At 45.5% G+C, this 26,735-nt stretch carries 21 protein-coding genes and 1 pseudogene; 16 read left to right on the forward strand and 6 right to left on the reverse strand.

All coding sequences use genetic code 11. The features are described 5' to 3' along the window. Window positions 1-86: 86 nt before the first annotated feature. From QQZ12_RS01325 to QQZ12_RS01335, 3 genes are read right to left on the reverse strand one after another with little or no spacing between them, the layout of a single operon-like run. Complete coding sequence (locus QQZ12_RS01325) at window positions 87-1,199, reverse strand: Ger(x)C family spore germination protein (protein ID WP_189318971.1); 1,113 nt, start codon at window positions 1,197-1,199, stop codon at window positions 87-89. After that, entirely contained in the window at window positions 1,196-2,293 is a 1,098-nt protein-coding gene (locus QQZ12_RS01330) for a GerAB/ArcD/ProY family transporter (RefSeq protein ID WP_102991663.1), read from the reverse strand. Before QQZ12_RS01330 ends, QQZ12_RS01325 begins: the two co-directional genes overlap by 4 nt. Further along, on the reverse strand, window positions 2,280-3,806 hold the full coding sequence (locus QQZ12_RS01335; protein WP_102991664.1) for a spore germination protein: 1,527 nt from the start codon (window positions 3,804-3,806) through the stop codon (window positions 2,280-2,282). The genes QQZ12_RS01330 and QQZ12_RS01335 overlap by 14 nt, the downstream gene beginning before the upstream one ends. 365 nt (window positions 3,807-4,171) lie before the next feature. On the opposite strand from QQZ12_RS01335, the gene QQZ12_RS01340 reads away from it, so the two are divergent. The 6 genes from QQZ12_RS01340 (at window position 4,172) to QQZ12_RS01365 (ending at window position 14,752) form a co-directional block, all read left to right on the forward strand. Beyond that, entirely contained in the window at window positions 4,172-5,710 is a 1,539-nt protein-coding gene (locus tag QQZ12_RS01340; RefSeq protein WP_102991665.1) for a TIGR02677 family protein, read from the forward strand. An 18-nt stretch (window positions 5,711-5,728) separates the two neighbouring features. After that, on the forward strand, window positions 5,729-6,943 hold the full coding sequence (locus QQZ12_RS01345) for a TIGR02678 family protein (protein ID WP_189318972.1): 1,215 nt from the start codon (window positions 5,729-5,731) through the stop codon (window positions 6,941-6,943). 18 nt (window positions 6,944-6,961) lie between these two features. Further along, entirely contained in the window at window positions 6,962-11,068 is a 4,107-nt protein-coding gene (locus QQZ12_RS01350) for a TIGR02680 family protein (protein WP_284723854.1), read from the forward strand. A gap of 28 nt (window positions 11,069-11,096) precedes the next feature. Next, window positions 11,097-12,482: a TIGR02679 domain-containing protein gene (locus QQZ12_RS01355; protein WP_284723855.1), complete on the forward strand. Its 1,386-nt coding sequence runs from the start codon at window positions 11,097-11,099 to the stop codon at window positions 12,480-12,482. A 153-nt stretch (window positions 12,483-12,635) separates the two neighbouring features. After that, complete coding sequence (locus tag QQZ12_RS01360) at window positions 12,636-13,181, forward strand: hypothetical protein (RefSeq protein WP_284723856.1); 546 nt, start codon at window positions 12,636-12,638, stop codon at window positions 13,179-13,181. A 503-nt stretch (window positions 13,182-13,684) separates the two neighbouring features. Beyond that, complete coding sequence (locus tag QQZ12_RS01365) at window positions 13,685-14,752, forward strand: glycoside hydrolase family 64 protein (RefSeq protein ID WP_223248032.1); 1,068 nt, start codon at window positions 13,685-13,687, stop codon at window positions 14,750-14,752. A 91-nt stretch (window positions 14,753-14,843) separates the two neighbouring features. Here the strand turns inward: QQZ12_RS01365 and QQZ12_RS01370 are convergent, their stop codons facing one another. Next, a complete protein-coding gene (locus tag QQZ12_RS01370) occupies window positions 14,844-15,281 on the reverse strand; it encodes a class I SAM-dependent methyltransferase (RefSeq protein ID WP_223248033.1) in 438 nt (145 codons plus the stop codon). An 893-nt stretch (window positions 15,282-16,174) separates the two neighbouring features. Between QQZ12_RS01370 and QQZ12_RS01375 the strand changes: the two are divergent. From QQZ12_RS01375 to QQZ12_RS01410, 8 genes and pseudogenes are all read left to right on the forward strand, one after another. Continuing rightward, window positions 16,175-16,848 (forward strand): annotated as a pseudogene (locus QQZ12_RS01375) (siderophore ABC transporter substrate-binding protein); the annotation flags it as partial. 298 nt (window positions 16,849-17,146) lie between these two features. Beyond that, entirely contained in the window at window positions 17,147-17,689 is a 543-nt protein-coding gene (locus tag QQZ12_RS01380) for an RNA polymerase sigma factor SigX (protein WP_223248034.1), read from the forward strand. Next, a complete protein-coding gene (locus QQZ12_RS01385; protein WP_102991672.1) occupies window positions 17,686-18,861 on the forward strand; it encodes an anti-sigma factor family protein in 1,176 nt (391 codons plus the stop codon). Before QQZ12_RS01380 ends, QQZ12_RS01385 begins: the two co-directional genes overlap by 4 nt. A 118-nt stretch (window positions 18,862-18,979) precedes the next feature. After that, window positions 18,980-19,930, forward strand: coding sequence for an ABC transporter ATP-binding protein (locus QQZ12_RS01390; protein WP_102991673.1), 951 nt, complete (start codon window positions 18,980-18,982; stop codon window positions 19,928-19,930). Then, entirely contained in the window at window positions 19,914-20,774 is an 861-nt protein-coding gene (locus tag QQZ12_RS01395) for an ABC transporter permease subunit (protein WP_102991674.1), read from the forward strand. The genes QQZ12_RS01390 and QQZ12_RS01395 overlap by 17 nt, the downstream gene beginning before the upstream one ends. 285 nt (window positions 20,775-21,059) lie before the next feature. Beyond that, a complete protein-coding gene (locus tag QQZ12_RS01400) occupies window positions 21,060-21,389 on the forward strand; it encodes a PadR family transcriptional regulator (protein ID WP_102991675.1) in 330 nt (109 codons plus the stop codon). Further along, window positions 21,376-21,930 (forward strand): DUF1700 domain-containing protein, encoded by a 555-nt coding sequence (locus tag QQZ12_RS01405; protein WP_102991676.1) that lies wholly within the window; start codon window positions 21,376-21,378, stop codon window positions 21,928-21,930. Before QQZ12_RS01400 ends, QQZ12_RS01405 begins: the two co-directional genes overlap by 14 nt. Before the next feature lie 2 nt (window positions 21,931-21,932). Beyond that, on the forward strand, window positions 21,933-22,811 hold the full coding sequence (locus QQZ12_RS01410; protein ID WP_189318973.1) for a DUF4097 family beta strand repeat-containing protein: 879 nt from the start codon (window positions 21,933-21,935) through the stop codon (window positions 22,809-22,811). A gap of 352 nt (window positions 22,812-23,163) precedes the next feature. Here the strand turns inward: QQZ12_RS01410 and QQZ12_RS01415 are convergent, their stop codons facing one another. Next, the gene (locus tag QQZ12_RS01415; RefSeq protein ID WP_102991678.1) at window positions 23,164-23,499 is read right to left on the reverse strand and encodes a hypothetical protein; all 336 of its coding nucleotides are present in this window, start codon (window positions 23,497-23,499) and stop codon (window positions 23,164-23,166) included. A gap of 1 nt (window position 23,500) precedes the next feature. Next, the gene (locus QQZ12_RS01420) at window positions 23,501-23,713 is read right to left on the reverse strand and encodes a hypothetical protein (protein WP_102991679.1); all 213 of its coding nucleotides are present in this window, start codon (window positions 23,711-23,713) and stop codon (window positions 23,501-23,503) included. A gap of 248 nt (window positions 23,714-23,961) precedes the next feature. Between QQZ12_RS01420 and QQZ12_RS01425 the strand changes: the two genes are divergently transcribed. Both QQZ12_RS01425 and QQZ12_RS01430 read left to right on the forward strand, forming a co-directional pair. After that, entirely contained in the window at window positions 23,962-25,377 is a 1,416-nt protein-coding gene (locus QQZ12_RS01425; protein ID WP_102991680.1) for a helix-turn-helix domain-containing protein, read from the forward strand. A 224-nt stretch (window positions 25,378-25,601) separates the two neighbouring features. Beyond that, a complete protein-coding gene (locus QQZ12_RS01430) occupies window positions 25,602-26,144 on the forward strand; it encodes a hypothetical protein (RefSeq protein ID WP_145958360.1) in 543 nt (180 codons plus the stop codon). Window positions 26,145-26,735: the final 591 nt, after the last annotated feature.

Here is a 26,735-nt window from a genome sequence, read left to right on the forward strand (position 1 = left end):
TTTCATCGTCGATCAGAAATCTCCTAGCGGAATCAAACGGGGAGAGCAAGTCTTTAGCAAAAAAAACAGCCGCCTGATTTAAGCAGCTAAAAAATGATCCCTGTTTCCAGGATTTTGACTTTTATTTGAGGATGGAAACGAACCTTGGCATAATCTTTTTCCCAATCTTGTTTCTTCCAGAATTCGGGATGAAATGCAGCGAGATGACGCCCGATGCTCAAGGCATCACAATTTGCCTGCTGCATTTTGTCCAACATGTTCTTGACTTCAAGGGTCAATGCGCGGGACAATTCATGGTTAATCTGTTCCAGACGGTCCGAATCAGTTAAATTGTTTTCCGGAAATTCGACCACTTTCGCATAGACTGTGCCAGAAAAAATGACATCGACCCCTCCGCTAGAGGAGATTTTCACTTCTCTCTTCAGTCGGGGCTTGAGCATGTCGATCGTGATGTAACTGGTGGGGTTTTCCCCGTGTTGGGGGTGGATTTTTATCGTCAGTTGCGCCTTCTTTTCTATTTCATTGGTCAGCATCAAATACAAAACCGATTCTTTCCGGTTAAACTCGCCTGTCCATTTCTGCCCGTGGAATAGCGCCGTTCCCACTGCGGCCACTTCCTCACTCTCTGTTTTTCTCAACAGCGGGATCAAGAAGTCTTGCCCCGGTTCCAGAAGCAGGGAACAAATGCTTTGCACATTGGTTTCGGGTAGGACGCCGGCGTCTTCTTCGCTTTCCAACACTTCGTCCACATGCTCGGCAATCAAGGTATCACCCACGCGACGCAAGTAGAATACTTGGCTAGCTTCTCCGTCAACAACGGCTATCCGGGAGTTGAGGGAGGCGCGGGGATCACGGTAAAACACATCCAAGTGGGGATAAATCCCTTTTTTGGCGACCTCTTTTCCAAACAATAACGCCCTCACCTTATAAGTTTCAAGTTTTTCAGAGATATTGCTGTCCAGCAGATCTCGCGTCTGGCGTGCCGTGTTTCCAATCACGCTGTGAACTTCATTGGAAGGATTTTTGCGATCTCCAGCGGGCATGTTACGGATTACGATGGTTGTTTTCACTTTTCCTTGCGGCGCCTGGTCAAACGCCATCCCATAGATTAAACGGGCGTCCCGCAAAGAGGATTGATCCCAACATCCGGGCAAAAGCAGGAGACTGACGCCGGCCAGAAACAACATGATTTGCTTCATGTACTTGTCTCCCCTTTCACTTTGAACAGATAAGACCATCCCAGTAGCAAAAGTGGCACCACCATAATCATGATGAAACTTCCAATCGAGAAGATTTTGTCGTACAACCGAATCTTCTCAGGTTGCCCGGCCCACACGGCAAGTACGAAACAAATAATCCCCGCCCACCACGCCGCTTTTTTATGATTCCCTTTGTGAAAATATTGTCCCAGGCCCATCATGCCCATAAAAATGTAAGAGATGAACGTGGTGAATACGCTCACGCTCCAGATGGACAAAAAGATCAAATCAATGCGCTCAATGACATTGAAAGTGAAGCTCTTTAACATGTACAAAAGAGGTTCAGGAATCACTTCAATCTCCCTGGGACTGAAGATGACTAAGCAGGTGAACGTCAAGAAGCTGTACAAGAGAGTGACCAACAAGTTAGCCAAGGAAATGGCTTTCAGTTTCCCGCCACTATTCCCCTCGACTAATGGATAAGCCAATAGGATTAGCTCAAATCCCACCATGGAAAAAAGCGCTTTTTGCGAGCCTTTGATAATATCGAGCCACCCTGCTTCTGTCAGCGGGAAGATGTAATCCACATTCATGTTTACCATCATTGAATAAATGGCCAATGCCAAGAACACGGGGATCAAAATACTGGTTGCCACCAAAAAGCGGGCGATGTTGCGCAGGTTTTCCACAGCCATGTACATGCACGTGACGATTACGATCAATATGACTACCCATCTCGGGGTTGCAGGCAATATCCAACGGCTGACAATGTCGCTGAACAAGACGAGGATATCAGCAGAGGTGAAGATGGCGTACGATACATATGCCAATCCCAGAATGGTGCCTGTGAACTTTCCAAACAGTTGCGTTAGGAATTCGTAGATTGTTGAGGAAGGAAAGCGCTTATTTAATGCCCAGAGGAACAAAATGATCAGTTGGCTGGCCAACCCGGCGATTAAAACAGAAATCCAGCCAGCACCTTTTGCTGAAGATTGAACTTGATGGGGCAGGGATAACACACCTACCCCAATCTGGGTTTGCAAAATCAAAAACATAAATTGGCCTTGTGTAATGGTGTTATCAGCTATCTTCATCTTTTTTCCATCCTCTCGATGGCTCCTCTTGCTTCATGCGTTGGGGATGGGGATCATGCGGGCGTTGGTTCAGTTTCCAAATAGGTAGCCGGATAAAGGTATCCTTCAGGTCTTTGACGCGAAGCGGTGCAAAGGGTGCTAAGTACGGCGTGCCAAAAGACTCAAGCTTAACCAGGTGCATGAAAATAATGATCAGCCCCACCACAATGCCGAAAAAGCCGAAGGAGAATGCAGCAACCATTAGCGGAAACCGCATCACCCGGATGGCCGTGCTCAATTCGTGGGATGGCACCACGAACGAAGAGATCGCCGTGATTGCGACAACAATTAACATGGTATTGGAAACTAAGCCCGCTCGGACAACCGCGTCCCCAATTACTAGACCGCCGACAATACCAATCGTTTGCCCGACGCGGCTGGGGAGCCGGATTCCCGCTTCCCGAATCAATTCAATGGTCAACTCCATCAATAAAGCTTCGATGATGGCGGGAAACGGAATTGTATCAATCGAGCTTTTTAGGCTATAAATCAATGAGATAGGGAGAACTTCGGGATGAAACTCCACAATGGCGATATACAAGGAAGGAAGCAAAAAAGCGATCAAAAAACTCATCAGCCTTACAAATCGGACAAATGATCCGATCATCCACCGGCTGTGATAATCGTCCGGTGTTTGGTAAAAGGCGAATAATGTTACGGGAACTACGACCGCTGTGGGATCTCCTTCTCCCAACATGACAATGCGCCCTTCCATCAGATTGGAGACGACTCGGTCGGGCCTTTCCGTATACAATGCCTGAGGGAAGGGGGACGCCGGGCAGTCCTCCATAAATTCCGTCACAAAACCGGGTGACATGATGGTGTCAGTCCGAATCGCGTTGATCCTCTTTTCGACCTCTTTAACCAAATCAGGGTGGGCCAGATTGCGTATATAGAGCATGGCCAGTTTTGATCTGGTCTCCGCTCCTACGTGGAAAAATTTCACCGTGAGATTTGGGTTTTGGATTCGGTGGCGGATATTGTACAAATTCACCTTGATGTTTTCCACCAATCCGTCGTGCGGTCCGCGAACCACGGCTTCGTTGTCGGGTTCAGTCAGGTTTCTTTTTTCAGTGGCTTCCGTTCCGACGATGAAGGCTTGTTCGGATCGGCTAAACAATAAGATGCTGTCTCCGCGCACCAAATGTTCAATGATTTCATCAAAGCTCTCAGTCTGCCGCAGATAGTTCGCGATGATCACTTCTTCCAGCTTGCCTTCCCGGACTTTTAACAGGGGCTGAATGATCGCTTTTAGCACCTGATTTTGATCCGTTAAGGGTTCAATGAACACAAGTACGCCTTTTTTGCCATTGAACTCGATGGAACGGAAAACCAAATCCTGCGAACGGCAAAGTTTTTCATTTATGTTATCGATATTTTCCTGCAAAGAAGAAGACACGCGCGTGGTAGTGTCCCCCACTTTGGTAGTTGGCTCGCTTTTTCGTTTTTTTCTTCCTCTAAATATGGATCTCATTGTCGCTCCCCATTTGCGTTCGAAACATCGTATATAATAAATTGTGACCCAATTTGGAGATGACAATTCGTCGCGTGTTATAAAATCATTTGTTCAAGTGTGTTGAATCTCCGGCCTGGATAAATGATCTGTGACCAGAGATTCTGGCGTATGAGTTGAAGTGGAGAATCGGTAAAAAAACCTTTCCCTCTGAACGACGATGAACAAGTGCAGTTAGTTGTCAGCTTTCGAGAATGATATTATGATTATTTATATAATTTAAATTATGGAGGTTAAGGAAGTTTTATATAGAATCGTATATTAATAAAAAGCTTGAATGAATGTGTTAATCTCCTTTTTGGTTTAAAGATTTGAAGGGGGGTTCCATGAATCATCGGCTCATAATGCAATCGTTGCGGAAGGTCCCTGAACTAAGTTATGTCAATGCCGAAAATGTTGCTCGATATCGTGCGATTATGCGTTTTTTCTATCAAGAATACCAGCGATTGCGCTATTGGATGAAACCAGCAGAAGTGTATGAAGGCGTCCGCTTATTGGGTGTTTTGCAAGGGTATACCTTGGAACAGTGCCATGCTGATTTGGATAAATTGGTAGAGTGGAAAAACCTCACAGTTAGACATGACGGGGGACGTGCAACTACAATTGAAGAGTACATGCGTAAAAAGTATCAATATTCCCTAACTCCATACTCCATTGAAATTGAACGATTGCTGGAGACGTTGGAAAGTGTTACTGGATACGGTGGATCGCTGGAGCCGACATTGTTTGACACTATTGCAGAAGATCTTTTTGAAGTAAGAAACAAAGTAGATATGTTTGAGCCAGGTGAAGCGTTAGAGCTGTGGGAGAGGCTTTATCAGTCTTTTGTGAGGTTGCACGAAAATTCGGCTGACTATATTGCTAGTTTGCAAACCGTCCATGCTGAAACAATGATGATGACGGAGGAGTTCCTTGTTTTCAAAGAGCGACTGAGGGATTACTTGCAGAATTTCATGCAGGCGTTGCAACACCGGTCTTACAAAATCGAAGATTCGCTATTGCATATTTCCAGACAGATGAGAAAGCGGTTTTTAGCATGTGTAGCCGAAGACGCAATTAATAAACCGCGCATAGAAGAGATGCCTTCCAAAGAGGAATTGATAGAGGAATATGAACGAGGGTGGGAGAATCTTCACCGCTGGTTTGTCGGAGCAGGGGATGAACCAAGCGAATCAATGTTGTTGGATCAAGCTACCAAGGAGGCTATTGCGCGAATTGTGCATTGTGCGCGCAGAATCCAAGAGCGAAAGCGGCAGGGGTTAAGTCGTCGTCAAGAATTAGATTACTTGGCAAAGTGGTTTTACAGCATCGATGATATGGATGAAGCACATCGCTTGGCTGCCTATACATATGGGTTGTTTGCGACACGGCACTTGCAAGGAGAGGATCGGCGCGAATCTGATCGATCTGACATGTCAATGTGGGAAGAAATACCGACCACCCGATCGATCCGCTCCCGAAGCCGCAAACGTATTAGTGGCCACAAAAGAGAGTATGTTCGGGATCAGCGCGAGCGGCGCCAAATGCTGAAACAGGAGATTCTCGCACAGCAACAGGAAGAGCGAGCTTTGTTAGAAGAGATGTTGAGACTAGGGCGAGTGCGCATAGACGGGCTGGGGATGATGACAGCCAAAAACCGTTTGCGTTTGTTACAGTGGATTGGAAGATGCATGGCTACTTCCTCTAAGTCTTTTCGCACCCCGGAAGGGATGATTGTTAGTTTGAAATTCCCTTCACCCAAACAAGAGGCGGTGCTTCGCTGTGAAGATGGAGTTTTGACTTTGCCGAATTACGAACTTAGGTTTGTGATGGAGTCCAGCCTCTTTGCTTTCAAGGAAGCGGCCGTAACTGCGGAAAATGAGTGAGAAAAGAGGAGAAACAGGATGGGAAACGCATGGAGAAAGCGTCGTTCGGCAAAGATGACAAACGCTGCCGTGCTAGAAGAGCGATTGAGGGAATGTGTCCATGCATTACTTAATCGACCGTGGATCGCCAAAGAGCAAGATCCAGAAATGTATTATCAGGTAAAAGAGCGATTTGAGCAGCTCAAAGATTGGTTCATGGAACAAGCGGGCCTTTCATTGATTAGCACCAGAACACTTGTCAAATTGGACAAAGTGCCTGTAATTGCCCACCCATGGATGGGGTTCGCTGAATTCCGAGATCCGATGGATTATGTTTTTTTCACTTATGGGCTGTGGTTTCTTGAAGGAAGAACTGAAATGGATCAATTCACTTTGCAAGAAATGGTTGAGCAAATCAAAGAGCATATGATGAGCCAGGAGATGACTGTTAACTGGACAGTATACAGTCATCGCCAATCGATGGTTCGTGCTTTGAAAAAGTTGAATTCCTTGGGAGTGTTGCATGTCGTAGACGGAGATGAAGACAGCTGGGTCAGGGATGCCGAAGCGGGCAATGTGCTTTATGAGTGTTCGCCGCACGCTCGGTATGTTTTGCGCCGCTTTCCGCAAGATTTGTCTTCTTATCAATGCATGGAAGAATTGAGTGACCCCATTCATTATCCGGACACGCCGGATGGAGCATCCTTGCGCCGCCGTCATCGAGTATATCGACGCTTTTTAATGGAACCAGTTGTCCTTGATCGGCAATGGAGCGAGGAAGATAAGTACTATGTCACAACCCAGCGAAGTTCACTGATTGAACAGATGAATAACATGTTAGGATTTGAAGGCCATCGTTACCGCGAAGGGTTGTTATTTTTTCACCCTGATTTGACAGGAGAAGCGCAATTGTTTCCCACTCCACAAGCTATATCTGATTTGGTTTTGCTGGTAGCGGGAGAGATTAGGCAGCAACTCCATGCCGGAGAAGGGGCGTTCTCTGTCGAGGCTGATGGAACCATTTGTGTCACTCGCAATGAACTGGAATCACTTTTGCTTCAAATAAGGGAGAAACATAAAGATTATTGGAGTAAGGAGCTTAGAGAAGCTTCTTCGCAAGTGTTGGCGGATAAGGTAATTTCCCATTTGTGTGATTGGAGCTTAGGCGAATGGGAAGATGAACAACTTTTTCTGATCTATCCTGTTTTGGGCCGGTGGGAGGCCTCATACCAGATAAGTCAATTTGTCGAGTGAAAGGGACGTGATTAGAAATTGACAGTACGCCGTTGGCAGATGAATCGGGCTGGTTTGTTTAATTTTTGGCATTACGAAGATCAAGAATTTCAATTAGAAGAGGGACGTTTAATTCTGCGGGGAGCCAATGGCTCTGGGAAATCTGTGACGATGCAAAGTTTTTTGCCGCTTGTGCTGGATGGGGATAAGCGTCCGAATCGATTGGATCCGTTTGGGTCTAGGGATCGCAAGATTGAGTATTATCTGTTGGGGGATGCTGATAGCGATACAGTAGAACGAACAGGATATATTTGGATGGAGTTTGTGCATCCTGAGAAGAGGCTTTATAAGACAATTGGCATTGGTATAAAAGCTCGCCGCGGTACATCGCGCATCCATTTTTGGGGATTTTTGCTCGATGATGGGCGACGGGTAAATAAGGATTTTTGGCTGTATGATAGGTCTTTGTGGTTGGCGCAACAAGTTAAACAAGTACTTGATCGACGCAAATTGGAAGAGAATATTGGTTCTGGTGGGAAAGTGGTGCAGGAACAAGCAGCTTATCGAGATTTGGTGAATAAATCTTTATTCGGCTTTCGTGACGCTGAAGCCTATCAAGACCTGCTTCAACTGATGATTCAGCTTCGCAGTCCGAAGCTTTCCAAGGATTTTAAGCCTTCTTCCATCTACGAAATACTTACTCAAGCGTTGCCTCCTTTAATGGAAGATGAACTGCGTCCCTTGTCAGAGGTACTGGAAGATATGGATCAAATTGCAGATCATTTGGACGAAATTTCCCGCCATCGTCAAGAGATGCAGAAGCTTCAAACGGTGTATGACAAGTATAATCGGTTTTTGCTTATGGAGCATTCCCGCCGCTTGCTTCGCTGTTACCACGCTGTTCAAGAGATGCAGAAGAATGTCTCTGAATTAAACGAAAAACTCGAACAAGCAGTAGAAGAGCAAGCATCTAAAGAGCAACAACGAAAGGAAATGGGGCATCGATTGCAAGAAATTGATGCAGAGCTGGAAGTTATCTATAAAAGTGAAGCGATTGGAAAACAACAAGAGTTAGCTACCATCCAATCTAGTTTAAAGGAAGCGGATGAGAATAGGAAGCGAACAGCCAACCGCATTTCACATCTGCAAAAGCGTATTCTGAAAGCGCAACAAAGCCTTGATCGAGCCATACAGCAGATGGAGCACAGCCAAAATGAACAGCATGAGCAATTGGAAAGACTTGAAGAGATAGCCAGGGAAACAGAATTGATTGAGCATGATTTATATCATCGAATGTGGCACAGGGCTATTCCGGAAGATGATCGTTGGCTGAAGACATGGCTCCGGGATGTGGTGAATCATCGAAACAGGCTTGAGAGAGTGTGGAAAATTGCCCAAAAAGAGCGCGAATGGAGCCAGCGGGTTCTGGACGCGGAACAGCAGTTAAGCGAGGCCCGCAAAAAGCGAGACCAGATTGAGCATCACCGCCTCCAATGTGAACAGCGCGTCGAAACAGAAAGAGAAGCCCTACGCGAACAATTGGTTCAATGGAAGCAAAGTGTCCGGTTGTTACGTGTGCCAGATGAGACATTACACCAAATGCTTGAAGCATTGGACGAGTTAGATAGGGAGCAGAGAGAGTTTTCTACGGTGAAACAGCATGTTGTTAACATCTTTACTCTTCAGCAACAAGAACTGGTCGAACGTCGCTTGGATCTTGTGCAAAAACGAAAACAAATGGAAACAGAGCGTGAGAAGTTAATCCAAGAGAAAGCAACTTGGGAGTCAAGTCGTGAGCCGGAGCCTGCGCGGTCAGAAGCCCGAAAAAAGGCTCGCTCTTCCCGGCCAAGCGGATCGGGGGCCCCGTTATATGAAGTGTGCGAGTTTGTACCGGGACTTGATGATGAGATGAAAGCGCGTGTAGAAGATGCATTGGAGAAAGCTGGGTTATTGGATGCTTGGATTGCGCCAGATGGTCAGGTTGGTCAAGTGACTGAGGATGAAGAAGAAGTATGGATCGTGCCGGCACCAGTAGAATTGGGTTATACTTTGGCAGATATACTTAAGCCCACACCATCAGCCATGAGTGGCCTAGATGCAGAGACGATCGACGTAGTTCTTCGCACGTTCTTGTGGGAGGAAACCGATCAGCTCCCAAAGGATACTGCTATAAAGGAGTCTGTCTTTGGGTCGTCAGGTTCGTTTCGAATCGGACCTTTGCTTGGGAAGGGAGCACCAAAAGAACGGGCTGAGTACATTGGCAAAGAAACTAGACGCCGAACAAGAGAGTTGCAGATTCAGCAGCTGGCGACCAAAATTGCTAACTACGATAAAGAGCTTGTTATGTTGGATGATCAATTGGCAGTTTGTCGTAGGGAAGAAGCTGAACTGAGTGAGGAGTTGAATCGCTTTCCGGCTGATCGGTTAATACAGAAAGCATGGGAAGAATTGAATCAAACGATTTATCATCTGCGAGCTGCTTTGTCACAGGAGGAAGAAGCACAAGCTCGTTTCAAAAAAGTGCGAGGAGATTGGCGGCGTTTGCAGCAGGAATTAGTAGAACAAACATCTGGTTGGTCACGGCTTAAACAGGAAGAGGAATTGCACCAAGCTGTTCAGCGCTGCCGCGACTATGAGGGTTTGCTCTCTTTGCTACACGCTGCTTGGCGCCGCTATCAAGATGCGGAGCAAGACCAAATTCGTTGGAAGGAAGCAGTGCAGGTAGCACAAGAAGATCTGGAGCAAGATGAAGAAGTGTTGGAAGAGCAGGAAGAGCGTGTTCGGAGCCTTAAAGCGCAAACCAAACGCTTGCGTAGTTTGATGGAGGAACTGGGGATTAGTGATGTCATTACCCAAATAGAGCAATTAAAAGAGGAAAAGGAGCGTTTGAGAAAAGAGAGTAAAGGGTTTCAGGAGGAAGAAAGAAGAGCGTATGAGCAAGCAACGAAGTTATCTGAGCGGCTTCGGCTGCAACAGATTGAATTGGAACGGCGAAGTGGAGAATTAGAACAAACGTTGTGTCAATGGAATCATGAGATGCAAAGAAACTTGGTACAAGATTGGCAGAAAGTGTACAAACAAAACGCAAAAATCGAAGAGATTGTACGACTGTGCAAAGAGGTGGAACGGTCGTATGGGAGTACACTCGGCAATCGGACACGGGAGTCAGTGGCCAACTCATTGTTGGAAGGATTTAATGCGGTACGTCATGATTTGGCGGACTATGCTTTAACCTTGATTGAGGAAAAGGACTCAGACCGCTTACTTATTTTTTCGATGAGAGATCGTTCAAACCCACAACCCCCTGGTGTGTTGTTGGAAGAATTGAATCTTTGGGAAGCAGAGCAACGGAGTTTATTGAGTGAAAAAGATCGCGAGTTATATGAAGAAATTATTTTGCGAAGTGTGGGTAAAGCCATCCGTCAACGCATTCAGCGTGCGGAAAGGTGGGTAGCTAAGATGAACCGGCTAATGGCAGAGCGAAATACATCAAGTGGATTGCAACTAAAGTTAGAGTGGGTTCCTAAACTGCCACAGAATGAGAGTCAACTAAATACTGAACGGTTGGTACACCTGTTAAAGCGCGATGCCCACCGCTTGCTTGAGGAGGAAACTGAACAGATCGTCTCACATTTTCGCTCCTATATCGGATATGCCAAACAAGAAGCGCAAACAGAACGTGAGTCACTGCGTAAATATATTTATGAGGTGTTAGACTATCGAAACTGGTTCCAATTTGTATTGTACCATCGTAAAGGAGATCAAGTGGGGTATCGCGAGTTGACTGACTCCAAGTTTAATGTACTAAGCGGCGGCGAAAAAGCGATGGCTATGTATATTCCTTTGTTTGCGGCGATTTCTTCGCGTTACATGGATGCGAAGGAAGAGGCACCCAAAATCATTTCACTTGATGAAGCCTTTGCGGGGGTAGACGAAGAGAATATGCGTGATATGTTTCAATTATTAACAGAGATGGGATTTGACTATATGATGACGTCACAGGTGTTGTGGGGATGCTATGATGTTGTACCTAATCTGGCAATCTATGAAATTTATCGCCCTAAAGATGCGAATGTTATTACCCTAATACGATATCACTGGAATGGTCATCAGCGGACGTATGTGGAAGAGTCCGATCCCGTTTGATTAATGATTAGCAACAGGAGAATGGTCGATGAGCTCTTTTGAAAAGAAAGAAAGAACCAAACAATATTTTATGCAACCGGGCTTTACACGCTTACTACAAGAGATTTGGAAAAAATATACCTCTTTGGGACGTGTCGGCGGCAAAGTTGTGTTGGATAGGCTATCTGATGAAGAATGCGAGGCGATTAACGGATTTTTTGGTTTGTTCAAGCAAAGTGGAGAAAAAGTAGAGGTTTTGTTGACACGTTTTGAAGAAGAGTTGCAAAATTCTCCTTTTCCTTCTACAATCCCTGAGTTGTATCTGACCCTGATGGGGAAACCGCTCCTCACACGGTCAGAGTCTTTGTTGCAACAAGAAGATAAGTGGAAAGACATGTTCCGTAGCATTAGTAGTGAAGTGGAGAATGTAGACGAACTTAAGCAATGGCTTAATCGTTTATACACTGGGGAAACGCCTGGTTATCACACCATTCGGAGAGTATATCGGTCTCATCCAAAAGAAGCCAAGAGAATAGTTCTTCAAGTGGTGAATGCTTTAATCCACTTGCGTTCGGGTGATGCTTTTTACAGCTCATATGATGGTGAAGTTCAATTGGACACGGTACGTTTGCCTGTGTTAGCAGCTAAAATTACAGGAGATTCACATGCATTTGACTGGAAGGAGCCAGCTGGGCGACTTTTGTGGTATGGAATAAGAGAGATGTGGCGTGATTCACATGACGAAAGGGTGGTATGGGGAGATGATCAAGATTTAGCGCTTGATCCATTCATGATTAGAGAAGGATACCGGAAAGCTGGGATCGGGGATGATGATCTGTCATCACAAGTGTTGTTTTGTATCCCCGACCTCCGGTTTGATATTCAACCAACAGTATGGACTCTGCGTCAAGTCAATCAACAACCTGAGCTGAACATATTTGCTAGTTTATATGTTGTTGAAAATCCGTCCGTGTTCTCTACACTACTGGATGTTACGCAACAATTTCGCAAGCTGAAGAAGGTAGCTCATGGTTGGCAGGAGAAGGCATGTCCCATCTTGCTTTGCACCAATGGACAACCCAGTGTGGCCACACTACAATTGATTGAGCTTTTGTTGGAAAAGGCAAACTCTGAGGTTCGGCTCCATTATTCAGGGGATTTTGATGTGGCGGGTCTTCAGATGGCACAAGCAATGGCTAAACGATTTGCGACGGCTTTTGCTCCTTGGCGGATGGATGCTAAAACATATAATGTCTGGTCTGGGAAAGGCCCGGCTTTTTCGCGAGAGGAAATAGATCGTTTGCAAAGAATGGAGATACCTTGGGATGCTTCATTAACTAACGTGATGGAGCAAAAGGGACATAAATTGTTTCAGGAAGTGTTCGTTGCCGAACTGGTAGAGGATTGGTTGGAGGAATTGGGCAAATTAAAGTAAAAGTTGCAAGGTGTAGAAATTGACCCGATATTGCCACCGATTCATCTGTTTAGGAATGGGGCAGGCTGTAAAACTATCCGAATAAGAATATTCTTCTGATATAATGTAAACGGGCTGTTTACTATATATAGATAGATGAACGGGGTGTGCAACATGAGTAGCATTACCATTGATCTTGATCAGGGATTGGCTTGGAGTGAGCGGCTGGCGCAGTTTCGTGTGGAACTGGAGCAAATCTCAGCATACATAAAAGAGGAAGATAATAGATCAATTGAATGCGCGTTAAAAAAAGATAAAAGAATGCATGAACAAAACGAGTCGGTAGATGTGGTAGATCAATTAGTTTTTCACACTCTGAATGAGGATAGCCAAGCCGATGAACCGGTTCAGGCACGCGTGTTTTTCCAAAATCGTCCGGTTATGATGTTTAAACGGGCTCGCATGGTTGAGCATCCATCGTCCGTAGCCCTTCGGCCCAAGGCAAGGGGAGCGATCAAAGAACTTCACCATTTGTCCGAACAGGTCGAACAGCAGTTGAAGCATGGAAAAATCGATAAGGACCAATTGGTCAAGCTTAATAAAAAATTAGGTGAATTCCAGATCAACTATGGACACATCGCTGCTGTCGCGGTCACCATTTCTGCCATGATCAGCGGATTGAACGATCTGATTGAATTGATCCAAAAGTTACAACCTTGACCGGATAAACGCCAAAACCCACCTCGTTGTCGCTTATGCGAAAGAGGTGGGTTTTGTTTTCAATGAAGGTGCCCTAGTGCACCCCTTAGTGCGTTATGAGAAAACTCTTTTTTATTTGTAAGCCGGTTTGCCCAGTAATTGGTTTACGGTGACAAGTTCATATCCTTGGCTTTTGAGCTGGGAAATGAGGGGACGCAAGGATTGTACAGTGCTTGTACGGTCGCCTCCGGCATCATGCATGAGGATGATGCTTCCGTTTTGTGCATCATTAAAAATTAAAATGGCGCTTTGGCATAATTGGCGAGAATGACAAAAAAATGCAGACGATGGTCGGCAAAAATTGTAAAACGATTACTTTTTTATTTATATTTAAAAAGAAATTATTGACTAACTATTCGAAATATCATATTATTTTTTTACTGATCCGTGACCATTTGCATTACATGCGTTTGTTCATGGTCATGAAGCATTTCTTCAAGGAGAATCACAAGGAGGTTAAGTGGATGTTCAAAAAGAGATTCCGCTCGCTCTGTTTGGGTCTCGCTGTGCTAGGAATGAGTTTGTCCATCACTTCCACTGCGTCAGCTGCATCCCCTTCAGTCGGATCGATTCCGGCGTCTTCCATTCCTGCTCCGACTGGCAATGGCGTCATGACGGTGAAAGTGATGAATGGAACCAATGGTGCTTATAGGGACGATCAAATTTATTGGGGTGTCATTGGCATTGATCCAACCACAGGCCGCTGGAGCTATTTGGACTTGTATGGCAACCTGCATCCGATCTCCACTGCGTTGAACGATGCCCCTGGACATTTGACGAAAAATGGCGTGAACTATGCCAACATTTATCACAGAGTGAGTGATGCAGAGTGGGTCAGCCTGCCGAAAATCACTTCTGGTAGAATGTTTCTTTGCGTAGGATCGCCGTGTTACATCAAAACTTATGACAACGGCTTTGCTGGACCGGACTTCAACAACCCCACTGATCCCAACTTAGATGTGTTCTTGGATTTTGTAGAGTTTACAGTGGATAATGCTGGTTATCATGGCAATACCACTCGTGTGGACGGATTTGGATTCCCCATTCAACACAGATTGGTGAATAAAGCAGGAAATTATGACAGAATAGTCGGTGAACTTGAGTCGGAGACCCGTGCGGGCTTATTTAGCAAATATGTGAATGAAGTGCCTTCTGAATTTAAATCGTTAGCCACGTTGCAAGCTCCTTACCGCATTGTTGCCCCCATTTACGGACCTTTTGCTCCTGGCCGCGAACATAGCAATTACTTTGCCAGTGTCACTTCTATACCGACACAGGACATTTTCCGCTGCATAGGTGCAGCCGCCGATCCTCGGACTTGCGCCAATCTGAACCGCAATGGATACGATGACCAGTGGAACGGGCCGCAGAACCCCACAAATCCCGCTCCCGCTAACCATTACGCGGCTTTTTGGCATAATCACAGCATCGATCGATTGGCTTACGGATTCCCCTATGACGATGTGAACAATCAAGCTGCGTATCTGGAAGTTGGCGATCCAAAAGGGTTGATCATCCGGGTTGCGTGGTAAGTTGAGCAGGATTGTTCAACTGAAACCATCCTTTTCCCATTGGGAGAAGGGTGGTTTTTTCTTGGGGACGATAGCGGGGTGGGATGGATTTTTATCGCGGAGGAACAACCCGGGCGTAAAAGATGTTACAACCCGTGTCAATGGAGATCTCTTCCCACTCTGACGTCACATCGGGATCGTGCCACTCGCTGTGAAGAAGATCATCCGTCTGTTCTAACACTTCCCAGCCTGACTCGGCGAACGCTTCCAAGGAGAAGCCATAAAAGCCGATATGATCCGTTTTGAAGATGAGATCCCCGTAGCTGGAAAGCAGATCGCGATAAATCTTTAAAAAGCGGGGATGGGTCAATCGTTTTTTGGCGTGTACCTTAATGGGCGAACAAAGCGCGAACCTCGCCTCTGCTGAGGGTTTGTCCCTTTTTGTAAGGGGTGGTGACCAACACTGGATCGGCCAAAGGATTTTTGGAGAATGCCATACGGTTTTACCACTTTTTCCATATGTAGTACTAGGGCGTGTCTGGTGAATCAAGTTGGTAGGGTAGGAGCGGCGGAAAAACCTTTTCTCGAGGAGAGCCGATGCACAAGTGAAACGAATGAGAAAATGGTTTTGGAGCCGTTGGCCTATTCATCGGACACGCTCTAGTGATAAGCTTTGCTTGGGTATTTCTGAAGACCGGCAACCATTAGGGTTAATGGAATGCCTGATTGAAAGGAAAAATGTTTAAATTAATGAGTAAGGAGCGCGGTTCCTAAGGAATGGCGCGAAATTGAGCTGGGTTTCGGGAAGAAGGCATAAGTTTGGCCTGCAAGCAGTCCATTCTTTTTATCGAATGTTCCACCGCAGGCACTTTTTTTGTTTTTTGTTATGTTTGTTTGCTGAAAAAAAACAAGAAACGATTGCCGAAACGATTTGCTACATCTTCATACTCACTGAAGGAACGTGCGCATTTCAACAGAATCACAGCTTGATGCTGTTGGTGATTCAGTTGTTTCTCTGTCCAAAGACCTTGGGCTAGGTGCCATGGTAGTAGATGTTGAGGTTGATGGCCGAGATAAACGCGATCAATACGGTAAAGACGGCGATCATCCAATTCCATTTGGTGTACTTCATATCGTGATCGGCTTTTTGCATATCCTTTTCGGCTTTGGCAGTGTCTTGGACAAGGCGTTGGAGAGTATCAACGATTCTCTCAACGTCAGCAGAAATGTTGGTTCCTTTAGGAGTAGTAGGTTGATGACTTATGTTGATTGTGGCTGCGTGAGAAGCTGAGATGATTTGGTTGATTGGGTTGCGGTGTTTTGACTTGAACGGATTGACGCGTCTGCAGATTTGAAAGCTAGTGTTTGGACACTTGTATTATAAATGATAAAATGCATATAGTAAATTGATTTATAATATTCAGAGGGGATTTTTTTCTCTCAAAAGACGCCAAAGTTGAAAATGTGGGCGGCTTGAAGGAACCCGATTTTGAAAAAATCAATGCAATTGCTCCTGATTTGATTGTGATTTCCGCAAGGCAAGCGGAGTCGTACAAGGAGTTCTCCGAGATTGCGCCAACGATTTATCTGGGAGTGGACTCCACTCGCTACATGGATTCATTCAAAGAGAACATGATTACCCTTGGTAAGATTTTTGGCAAAGAAGCTATTGTGAAACAAGAGCTCGCTAAGATTGATAGCGCGATTAAGAATCTCAATAAAAAGGCTACCGCCAGCGACAAGCAGGCCTTGATCGTGTTGGCCAATGAAGGCAAAGTTAGTGCATACGGCCCAGGTTCCCGTTTCGGGCTCATCCATGATGTGTTCGGAGTGAAACCGGTGGACAGCAACATTAAGGCCTCAACACATGGACAAAGCATTTCTTTTGAATATATCGTGGACAAAAATCCGGACTATCTATTCGTCATTGACCGGAGCGCGGTCGTGGGTGGACAATCCGGCGCGAAGCAAGTGATTGAGTATGAATTGGTGAAAAAGACGACCGCATTTAAAGAAGGTCACATCGTCTACCTCGATCCGAACTATTGGTATCTCTCCGGAGGGGGCTCGCCTCTGTCGCTGAGATGGTACGGGAAATTGAGCAAGGCCTGAAATAATGACCCATATCCTCACTATCCTCCTTGGCGACAAGGAGGATTTTTTATGCTGTCCGTAGCAAAGGGCGATCCTAGGTTAAGATATGGGTGGAGACAAATGGAGACGGATTGATCCCCGTGGCTTGAGTGAGTGCGCTCAAGTCTTTTTGCTGTTTTTAAAGAAGGCTATTTGTTACGCTGTATTGAACGCGTGCAATAGGTTGAAGAGGGGTTGGGAAAAATGATTTGGCTGAGTGTGTCATAAAAAATCGCTTGGTGGTTTCTATAAAATGAAGACGGTAGAAAGGAGGTTCCAACTATGGGAAAGCCATCTCCTTCAGAAACGGATCAAGTCATGGATGAGCATGACGAATTTGAAGAATTGTTTCGGACTTATTATCCCTTTGTGGTGCGGCAAGTGATGCGAATCCTGCCGTCGCCATCGATCGCTGAGGATATCGCCCAAGAGGTGTTTGTCCAATTTTATCATACCGACCGTACCGTGATTGAGAATATCCCTGCTTGGTTGGCCAAAGCGACGATCCACGCCACGTATAATCATTTGCGCTCAGAAAAAAGGCATCTGGCTCGGGTGAAAAAGGAATCACTTTATTTGCTGGATTCGTTGCCTTCAACAGAAAGCGAATGGCTGAGTCGGGAAGATGTGGTGATGGTACGCCGCGCGCTGCTTCAGATGGATGATCGGGAGCGAACCCTTTTGCTGATGAAGTACGCCGGCTTTAGTTATGAAGAGTTGGCACAGGTGATGCAAATAAAAAAAGGGTATGTGGGAACCCTTTTGTCTCGGGCGAAGAGCAGATTTCGCAAGTTGTTTCAACAAGTGAGGGGGGATGGGGGATGAAATGCTTGGATCAAGGGCGATTGCAAGCTTATCTGGATGGAGAGGTCTCACGCAAAGAGCGGAAAGAGATCGCCGTCCACCTGGAGCATTGTCGGCAGTGTCAAACATTGCTGAAGGAAATGAAAACGTTGGATGATTGGGTGCGGCTTCGCCTGGATGGAAGCTTTGCGCTTCCATCCCAACCGCTGACCATTCAAACTGATCAAGCTTGGGAACGGTTCAACCGCCATCTGCAAGAATCAGGGACGAAGAAGCCGTCGCCGCACACAACACATACACACAAAAAAATGAAATGGGGATGGAAAAACATGAAACAAGGGACAAAACGGTGGATTTCCGGTATTGCCGCAGCAGGTATCATCGTGGGGAGCTTCAGCATTCCACAAGTGCAAGCGGCCGCCAGTGAATTCTTATCTATTTTTCGCGTGAAACAAGTGGAGTTCGTCAAGTTGACGGAAAGCGATTTAAGCCAAATGGCAAGCTGGCTTGATGAACGGAAGGCCGGCACGCTGGACTTGAAAGGGTTAGGGAAAGTGTGGACGGATGCGGGTGATGCAAAACAAGATCGAAACCAAACTTATCAAACGGCCGAGCAAGCGATGAAAGCGGGCCATGCCTTGCCAAGCCTGCCTCAAGACCACACAGTAATTGAGGTAAACGTGCAACAGCCTGTCACGGTGAATTTCAAACTGAACACCGATGAAGTGAATAAGATGTTGCGCCAATTGCAAACAGGTGTCAGCATCGACGCGAAGCTGAACGGAAAAGTATTTGCACTGGATGTGCCGAAGCAAGTGCAGATGCTGATCAAAGATGAGCGTGGTGCACATATCGAATTTACGGAGATCAACCCGGTGAATCTGAGAGCGGACAAAGGCGTCGATCTTGCGGAGTTGCGCCAAGCGTTGCTTTCGCTCCCCTTCCTTCCTGAAAACATCAAAAAACAGTTGATTGATATTAATGATTTTGATAGCACGCTACCTGTTCCCGTCTTTGATAGAGGAGGAAAAATCAAAGAAGTGAAAATCAATGGTGCCAAGGGTATGGTACAATCGGATCAAATGGGGAGCTCCGTGTTCTGGGAAAAAGACGGGAAACTCCGCGTCTTAACCAGTTATCAAGCTGATGTTGACGCCGAACAATTGGTGCGTCTTGCGCAACAAATGAACTAGGGTGTACCTGGATTATGGATGGAAGCCCATCAGATACGCACAATTTATGAACGCATGCTAGCAGAGTGACTCCGAAAACGGGGTGGCTCTGCTTGCTGTTTCAGGAGGAAGAATGCTCATGAGCGATTATGTGATTAAAACCCAAGATTTGACCAAGTTATATGCTGGCGACAAAGGTTGCCGCGAGATCACTCTTCACGTGCCTCGCGGGGTGGTGTATGGGTTTCTGGGGCCGAACGGAGCGGGGAAAAGTACATTTGTGCGCACCTTATTGGGGTTGATCCGGCCGACCAGCGGAACGGCTTCGGTATTGGGACATCCCATTTCATCTGTCGCATCCCGGCAGCAAGTCGGATATTTGCCGGAGCTGTTTCGTTATCCGGATTGGATGACGGGAATGCAGCTGCTGAAGTTCCACGCCGACTTGTGCAAGGTGCCGCGCACCGAACAAAAAGCAAGAATCTATCACTTGTTGGAGCGGGTGGGTCTTCATCAACGTGGGGAGGAGAAGATTCGTGGCTATTCCAAAGGCATGCAACAGCGGATCGGCTTAGCCTGCGCCCTGATCTCGGACCCGGCGCTTGTGTTTCTAGACGAACCGACTTCGGCGCTCGATCCTATCGGCCGCAAAGAGGTGCGTGAGTTGATCAGCGATCTCAGGGCAGAGGGGAAGACAGTCTTTCTAAATAGCCACTTGTTGAGCGAAGTGGAGAATGTGTGCGACCATGTTGCCATCATCAACAAAGGGCGGTTAGTCGTCCAAGGGGATTGGCGGGAGCTTCGTACCGTGCAAGCGCAGGTGGAAGTGACGATCTCCGATGTAGAGGACGAGTGGTGGGCCTCCTTGTCCGACTTGGTTACCGGGTGGAAGCGGTTAGGCCGTTGGGATGGCAAAAGTGCGTGGTTGTTGACCCTGTCTGAGGCCTCCCAGATCCCGGCACTTGTTGCGGCCTTGACATCCCGGCAAATGGATGTGTACCAAGTCACCCCGAAACAACAAAACCTCGAAGAGCTTTTCATGTATTGGATCAACAAGAAAGAAGGCGCGGAACATGTGGACAATCGCTAAAATATCGGTGAAGGAAATCTTGTATAAACGTATTTTTATCGTGATCTTTTTGATGTCTTTTGCATTTCTTTGTTTTTATGGCATTGGAACGCATTATGCGGGGAAAGAAATGGTGTCTCCCGGAATGGGGGCCGTCCAGAATGTGTTAGCCAACAATTTTTTCGCGACGCAATTTTTGGGCATTGGGTTGTATTTTGCCGCGTTTATCACATCCTTGCTTGCGATTTTCAGTAGTGTAGGCAGCCTATCCAGGGAAATAGAGAGCCGCCAAATTGAATCGGTCTTGTGCCGTGCCCTTCCTCGCCACTCGTTTGTGTTGGGGAAACTGATTGGATTGGGTGGCATTCTTCTGTTGTTCGCCGCGTTTTTGTTTGCCGGCGTCCTAATCATCAATCAATGGTTTGGAGGCCAATTGCGCGTTGAATTGGAATTTGGCCAACTCATGCAGGCATCCGGCTTGTTTCTTCTGCGAGTTCTGATCTTAGCGGCCGTTTCGCTGGCGTTTAGTGCGCGGATATCGACGTTGAACAGTGGCATCATCATGATCATGTTGTACATTATCAGCATGATCGGCGGGTTTATTGAGCAATTTGGTGCGGTACTGAAAAAACAGGTGTTGATTGATACCGGCATTGTGACCAGTTTGATCTTTCCCTTGGACTCTGTGTTTCGCAAAATGATGACCTGCCTGTTTGACTCCGCGGATAATCCGATATCCTTTGCCTCCCAAGGATTGTTGGGCAGCATGTCTGTGCCCAATGATTTGATGATCACTTACGCTTGCTTATACGGCCTCATTGCTTTAGGTTTGGCGATTCGCTCGTTCGCGGCTAGGGACATCTGAAGCCCAAAGGATGTTGCGCTGATGCTATCCATCTGTTGATATCGTTATGTATAGGTATTGAGGAACATTTTCATCGTAATCAAAAAGGTGCCGCGCCAAAAGCGCAGACTGCAACAGCCGATGGGTCCAGCTGATAAGCGGGCCTGTCGGCTGTTGTTGCAAGGTGAATGGGTTAGGGGTAAAAATTTTTCTATAGTACCTTGCATTGTTTAATAGCTGATGATACAATCTAGGCAAGATCAGTACCTGTTATTGTTTAATACCTCGGGGAAGTTGGGTGATCATGTGAATGTGCAATTTAAAAAGGGAGTCCTCACGTTATGCGTGATGGTGCTTACTTCCAGTAAAGACCGGTATGGATATGAATTGGTAGACCGGATTTCCGAGAAATTCATGATTGCGGAAGGAACCATCTATCCGCTACTGAGACGGTTGACCAAAGAAGGGTATTTCACTACTTATTTGGTCGAGTCTCAAGAAGGTCCTCCGCGCAAATATTATCAGCTGACGGAGGCCGGCAATAAATATTTGATGGAATTGGTTGAGGAGTGGAAGATGTTTTCCCGTGCTGTCGACCAAATCATAGAGGAGGGGCTCCAACTTGAAAAAGAATGAGTTCATCAACCAACTCCGCGCCCAACTAAAGGATCTTCCAGCGGCTGAACGGGAAGAAATCATCTCAGATTATGAAGAGCACTTCCGCCATGCTAAGGAAAAAGGCCGAACGGATGAAGAAGTGATCAAAAGGCTCGGCAATCCCAAAACGATTGCTAAGGAGTTTACCGCCGACTACCATCTGGGAGAAGCGAAGGCCAACCATTCACTGCCCAGCCTGACGCGCGCAGTATTCGCTTCGCTGGGATTGGGGCTGTTTAATCTCATTTTGGTGCTTGCGCCTTTTGTTGCCGTTGTCGGTTTCATTTTTTCGTTGTATGTCTTGTCGGGAGCCTTTGTATTGACACCGCTGGTGGCGGTCGCCGCTTTCGCCTGGGAAAGCTCGGTTGCCAAAGCAATTTTTAATCTGTTTGTGACACTGATTCTAGCAGGCGCGGGGATGATGCTATATGCAGGCATGAATCGCGCTTCCAAAGCAGTGATTCGATGGTTTACCCGTTATCTGCAAGCCAACCTGAAAATAATCAAAGGGGAAAAATGAGTATGAACAAAATCGTTCGTATCGGGGCCATCACCATGGCTGTCGGCATCATCGGTGTAGTTAGCATGGTGTTCTTCTTGGGATATAACTTCTTTTTGGAAGACGTTAAAAACGTGAATTTGCATAAAACGGTTGAAGCGAAGAATGCTACGCAGATAGAGATCAACTCCAATGTTGGAGACATCAACCTGCATCTTAGCGAGCGGGATGAAGTGTTGGCAGAAATGACGGGCAAGGTGCCGCAAGGTACTGAAGTGAAGTTTGAGGTATTTGAAAGTAATCATAAAATCACGGTTACCATGGAGCAGAGAGAGAAGCGTTTGCTTGACTTCTCATTTGGAAAAATCAGTGAGCCACCTGTGCTCAATGTCTACATTCCCGAAAAAATGTATGAGTCCCTGCATGTAAAGACTCGCCTTGGCGATATCCATGCGAATCAAGCATTGTTGGCCAAAACACTGACCGTAAATACCGCATCAGGCAATATTTCGCTTTCTGGCTACCGTGGCGACCAACTGAACGTCCGCTCCCATCTCGGCGACATCGAGTTGCGCCAGATCGATGCGACGGTCGATGTGAGAGCAGACAGTGGCGATATCGAAGTCCGCCCGCTTCTCAACGCCAAAAAGGATAACCGCATTCAAAGCAATCTCGGTGATGTGACTGTGCAACTCCAATCGCTTCCAAAATCGCTGTACGTCGATTTGGCAACCAACTTGGGCAGCATTGACACCGACTTTCCCGTGACTGCTGTGACGAGTGGCAAAAAAGAATTGGTTGAAGTACATGCAGGGTTGAAGGGATATATCGGGGAGCAATCCGACAATAGCGCCAAGTTGCATGTGAAAACAGATTCGGGCAATGTCATTTTGCAAAAATAAGCCTTGATGCTCACACCGCCATGGAGAGAAAGACCCTTTCATCAAGCAAGAGCATTGCCAACCATGGTTTAACCCGCTTCGTTGAAAAGCGGGTTTTTTATTTGCGCATTGAGATGACTACTTAAAATGAATCAAGAATAAGCACAATACCTTTTGATAAGAGATCACACAGGTTAAAACGCCCCACCCGAAGCGCGAAGCAACGGACAGGGCGTTGGTTGTATTGGTGTGATTGATCGAACCTGGTCTAATTAGCAGTCGTGTCACATGCCTGATTGATTTTAAAACATAAGGATCTTACGCTTGGGGTGGCTCCCCTTTGTAACGTTTCACCATACTCTTTCACCTCCTTTCACTGAGTTTCTATGTCATCCTTGATGATCCACGGAGGAATATCTGGTTGGATGCCGATATCTAACAGGCGTTGGCGTGTTTCTTCAAATGATAGATAAATGAGCTTTTTATTCTTGTTAAAATAACCTTCTCTTAAGATCCAAAAGACATCGTTTACCATTACAACGCGGAATTCAGTGCGGTTTATTGGGATACGATAATTTCGCAAGCATTCGCAAAACAAAATATAAGACCACTGCAAACCGCGTGCCGTATAAAATTTGAATGTTTTCCCCTGGGGATTGTGACCATCTTTTCTCCAAAAGGTATATTCATATGAAACAATGCGGTTCATGCTACTCAGCCCTTAGGGATTCTTCTGTTGCTGTAGGCAACCACGCATTCCACTGTGATTTAATCTGATTGATCAATTGGGTGTATAACAGGGTGTGATGATGATTGGTGGTGATATCATTGCCATGTTGAATTTGTTGTTCAAGCGATTTCACAAGTGCCCTTTTTGATTCGTTTGTGAGTTCCAAGGTGATCTGCCTAGTGATCGAACCCATCATGCCCCCTCCAATCGTGCCTCTTGTTCTTGTCCTCATCTTCGCATATTCAGAAAAGTTGATCAAAAACCTTGAAGGGATGAATGATTATTTCAATTGCGTTTTATTATCATCGATAAATTGAGAGTAAGCTCATTTTATTGGAGATAGACTAACCTTTTGTTGCAGGATTTTCATATAACACCGTTAAATTCCAAATATAATGCACAAAATTTTTTTGGAAAAAGATTTGAAGAGGGAGAGACGAAATGGGGAAAAATCGGATTTTTGTTTCGACGGAGCTGGGGGAGTTTTTTCGTAGCGCAAGAAAAGAGAGAGGATTAAGCCAGCTCGAACTGTCGGCTGAAATTGGTGTGCACCAAGGGATTATCTCTAATATTGAGCGTGGCGCTTACCAAGCAGAACCGAGTCGGTTAGAAAAGCTATGTCGATTTTACGGCCTGCAAGTGAGCGATTTAGAAAACTATCGTGTGCGTAAATATAGAGATCAACTTGATTCGGGATTGCAATTGGTTGCAATTGAACACGTCCTGCTGGTGGATAAAGAAGGTGGACTTACGCAACTACGTGAATTTGAAGAAGAGCAAAAAATCAAAAATGAAGGCAAAGATACAAGTTTTGATGCAACGCGTGCTGTCACGTATCATTTGAAAGGGAAATATTATGAACGGAAAAAGGAATGGAATGACGCACTTGAACATTATGAGCTCGCAGTGAAATATGTGGATCTACATCCCGAACTATTGCCAACCAACATCAAGGCTGCCAGTTATAATGCGCTGGGGCGTGTATGCAACAGAATGAACCACTTGGATCAGGCTCTTTATTATATCCAGAAAGGATTGGACTCGTTTGTTGATGGTGGTGCTCGATCCCATATTCGCGCTCATTTACAAATTACCAAAGCAAGTGTCTTGGAAAAGCAGGATCGCGATGGAGAAGCACTTAAAATTATCGAAGAAATATGGAATGAGAAAGATCAGTTAAAAAGCGGTTCTGCTCGTCTAAATATCACTCAGATCCGGATAGAATTGCTTAACAAACTGAAGCGGTATGATGAAGCGATAGAATATGCACTCGCGGATCTGCATGATGCCCGTTTAAATCGCTTATATGACCGTTGTTTTGAACTTTGGACTTCTTTGGGAGAAAGTTATGCGAGTATTGGTCAACTGGCGAATGCAGAATTGTGCTATCAAACAGCACTAAAATTAGAGCCAAAAATCAAGGATAAACAAATTGCAATCACCACCTATACCCAATTAGGTTTGTTATACTTAGATCAAGGGCAGATGGAACTCGCTCACACTGCTTTAGAAGAGGCAGTCAGACAGGGAAAGAAACATAAAGATAGCTATCGATTAGTCAAAGCTTTAATAGCCCTGGCAGATTGTCGATTGATGCAAAGGCATGATATGAAAGCACTAGAACATTATCAAGAAGCGCTCAAATTAACTGAAAAACACTCATTTAACACGTTGCGATTCGATGTTTTATTAGAAATTACAGAAATAGCTGAAAGAAATAATCTTCCCACCTATCAAAAATATATAGACGAATTTAGACAGTCTGCGCTATCATTACGAGATAGAAGGGGAGGTAGAAAGAGAATGAAACAAATCAAAACGCAACTTTTTATAAATGAGCCGCCGGATGAAGATTAAGTGATATTCATATAAAAGGGAATTCGGATAATTGCCGAATTCCCTTTTTATATTAATAATACAGCTTAAACCGAATTTCGCTAGGGTATAATTATTTTTGTTTGAATATTTGGTAAATAGCTTCTATAATTGGACTGTAGTCGTACCTGCTGGTGGACATGATGGGTGTCAAGTATGTGGTAAATACTTTAAGGCGAACGGCGAGCCGTACAAAAGGTGATGACATGGAAGAAATACGAATCATGGTAGATCATGAAGCATTTTTGATTGGAATCAAGCCTGCACTTTGTAGACGGATGATTCCACAGTTGGAAAAGCTGATGCCGCAATTGGGGAAGTATCCCCATATGATCGACGCCGATGGCTCTTACCTTTTTTTTCAAAATCAAGAGCTGATGGACAACTATTTGGCATCAATGGCCAATGTGGAATGGGGTTCAGCGAAACACCATCGGATATTGGGACTAACGTTAGGTTATCCACCAGAAGCGGTAACATTTTATTTAGCCAGACGAGACAACGAGGCACTGTATCAATATTGTGTGAATGTTGGCTATGCCGGCTACCGCTTTGTAGCTCATGTGAATGACCTTCACCACATTATTGTCCACATGTGGGATAAATATGAAGTGAAGGAAGAAGCACGGATCGGCGTCGGTTCTGAATTGCTTTACACCGGTTTTCGTGACTATGAAAAGTTGAAAGAAGTAGTCGGAGAAGTACGAAATAAGCTGTCTGATCAGCTAAACGTAACTAAATCTAGCTAAACTTATAGACTAAAAAGTTGGCCTTTTGGCCATTCTTTTTTGCTTTCAAACAGCACATACAAATCGCAATCACCACCTATACCCAATCAGGTTTGCTATACTTAGATTAAGGGCAAATGAACTCGCTCACATTGCTTTAGAAGAGGCGGTCAGACAAGAAAAAAACATAAAGATAGCTATTGATTAGGGTGTGTCTGGCAAATCAAGTAGGTGGGGAAGAAGCCGGAAAAACCTTTTCTCAAGGAGCGTCAATGCACAAGTGAAGCGAATGAGAAAATGGTTTTGGAGCCGCTGGCCTATTCATTAGATACGCTCTAGTCAAAGTCTTAATAGCCCTGGCAGATTGTCGGTTGATACAAATCCATGAATGGACACGTTGAGGCTTAATTTTATTAGAAAATACTAAATTAACGGAAATGAACAATTTTTATCAGGCAGTCTGCGCTATCATTACGAGATCGAAGAGGGAGGTAGAAAGAGAGTGAAACAAAACAAAACGCAACTTTTTATAAGTGAGCCACCGGATGAAGATTAAGTGATATTCATATCAAAGGGAATTCGGATAGTTACCGAAGTCCCTTTTTATATTGA

Source organism: Laceyella tengchongensis (genome assembly GCF_900182735.1).
Classification (GTDB): Bacteria; Bacillota; Bacilli; order Thermoactinomycetales; family Thermoactinomycetaceae; genus Laceyella; species Laceyella tengchongensis.

Coding starts and splice junctions, on each gene's coding strand:
- QQZ12_RS01330 (WP_102991663.1), bottom strand. CDS start 2,293: ATGAAGATAGCTGATAACACCATTACACAAGGCCAATTTATGTTTTTG.
- QQZ12_RS01430 (WP_145958360.1), top strand. CDS start 25,602: ATGGAAGAAATACGAATCATGGTAGATCATGAAGCATTTTTGATTGGA.
- QQZ12_RS01360 (WP_284723856.1), top strand. CDS start 12,636: ATGAGTAGCATTACCATTGATCTTGATCAGGGATTGGCTTGGAGTGAG.
- QQZ12_RS01335 (WP_102991664.1), bottom strand. CDS start 3,806: ATGAGATCCATATTTAGAGGAAGAAAAAAACGAAAAAGCGAGCCAACT.
- QQZ12_RS01410 (WP_189318973.1), top strand. CDS start 21,933: ATGAACAAAATCGTTCGTATCGGGGCCATCACCATGGCTGTCGGCATC.
- QQZ12_RS01420 (WP_102991679.1), bottom strand. CDS start 23,713: ATGGGTTCGATCACTAGGCAGATCACCTTGGAACTCACAAACGAATCA.
- QQZ12_RS01385 (WP_102991672.1), top strand. CDS start 17,686: ATGAAATGCTTGGATCAAGGGCGATTGCAAGCTTATCTGGATGGAGAG.
- QQZ12_RS01325 (WP_189318971.1), bottom strand. CDS start 1,199: ATGAAGCAAATCATGTTGTTTCTGGCCGGCGTCAGTCTCCTGCTTTTG.
- QQZ12_RS01345 (WP_189318972.1), top strand. CDS start 5,729: ATGGGAAACGCATGGAGAAAGCGTCGTTCGGCAAAGATGACAAACGCT.
- QQZ12_RS01425 (WP_102991680.1), top strand. CDS start 23,962: ATGGGGAAAAATCGGATTTTTGTTTCGACGGAGCTGGGGGAGTTTTTT.
- QQZ12_RS01415 (WP_102991678.1), bottom strand. CDS start 23,499: ATGAACCGCATTGTTTCATATGAATATACCTTTTGGAGAAAAGATGGT.
- QQZ12_RS01380 (WP_223248034.1), top strand. CDS start 17,147: ATGGGAAAGCCATCTCCTTCAGAAACGGATCAAGTCATGGATGAGCAT.
- QQZ12_RS01365 (WP_223248032.1), top strand. CDS start 13,685: ATGTTCAAAAAGAGATTCCGCTCGCTCTGTTTGGGTCTCGCTGTGCTA.
- QQZ12_RS01390 (WP_102991673.1), top strand. CDS start 18,980: ATGAGCGATTATGTGATTAAAACCCAAGATTTGACCAAGTTATATGCT.
- QQZ12_RS01340 (WP_102991665.1), top strand. CDS start 4,172: ATGAATCATCGGCTCATAATGCAATCGTTGCGGAAGGTCCCTGAACTA.
- QQZ12_RS01355 (WP_284723855.1), top strand. CDS start 11,097: ATGAGCTCTTTTGAAAAGAAAGAAAGAACCAAACAATATTTTATGCAA.
- QQZ12_RS01395 (WP_102991674.1), top strand. CDS start 19,914: ATGTGGACAATCGCTAAAATATCGGTGAAGGAAATCTTGTATAAACGT.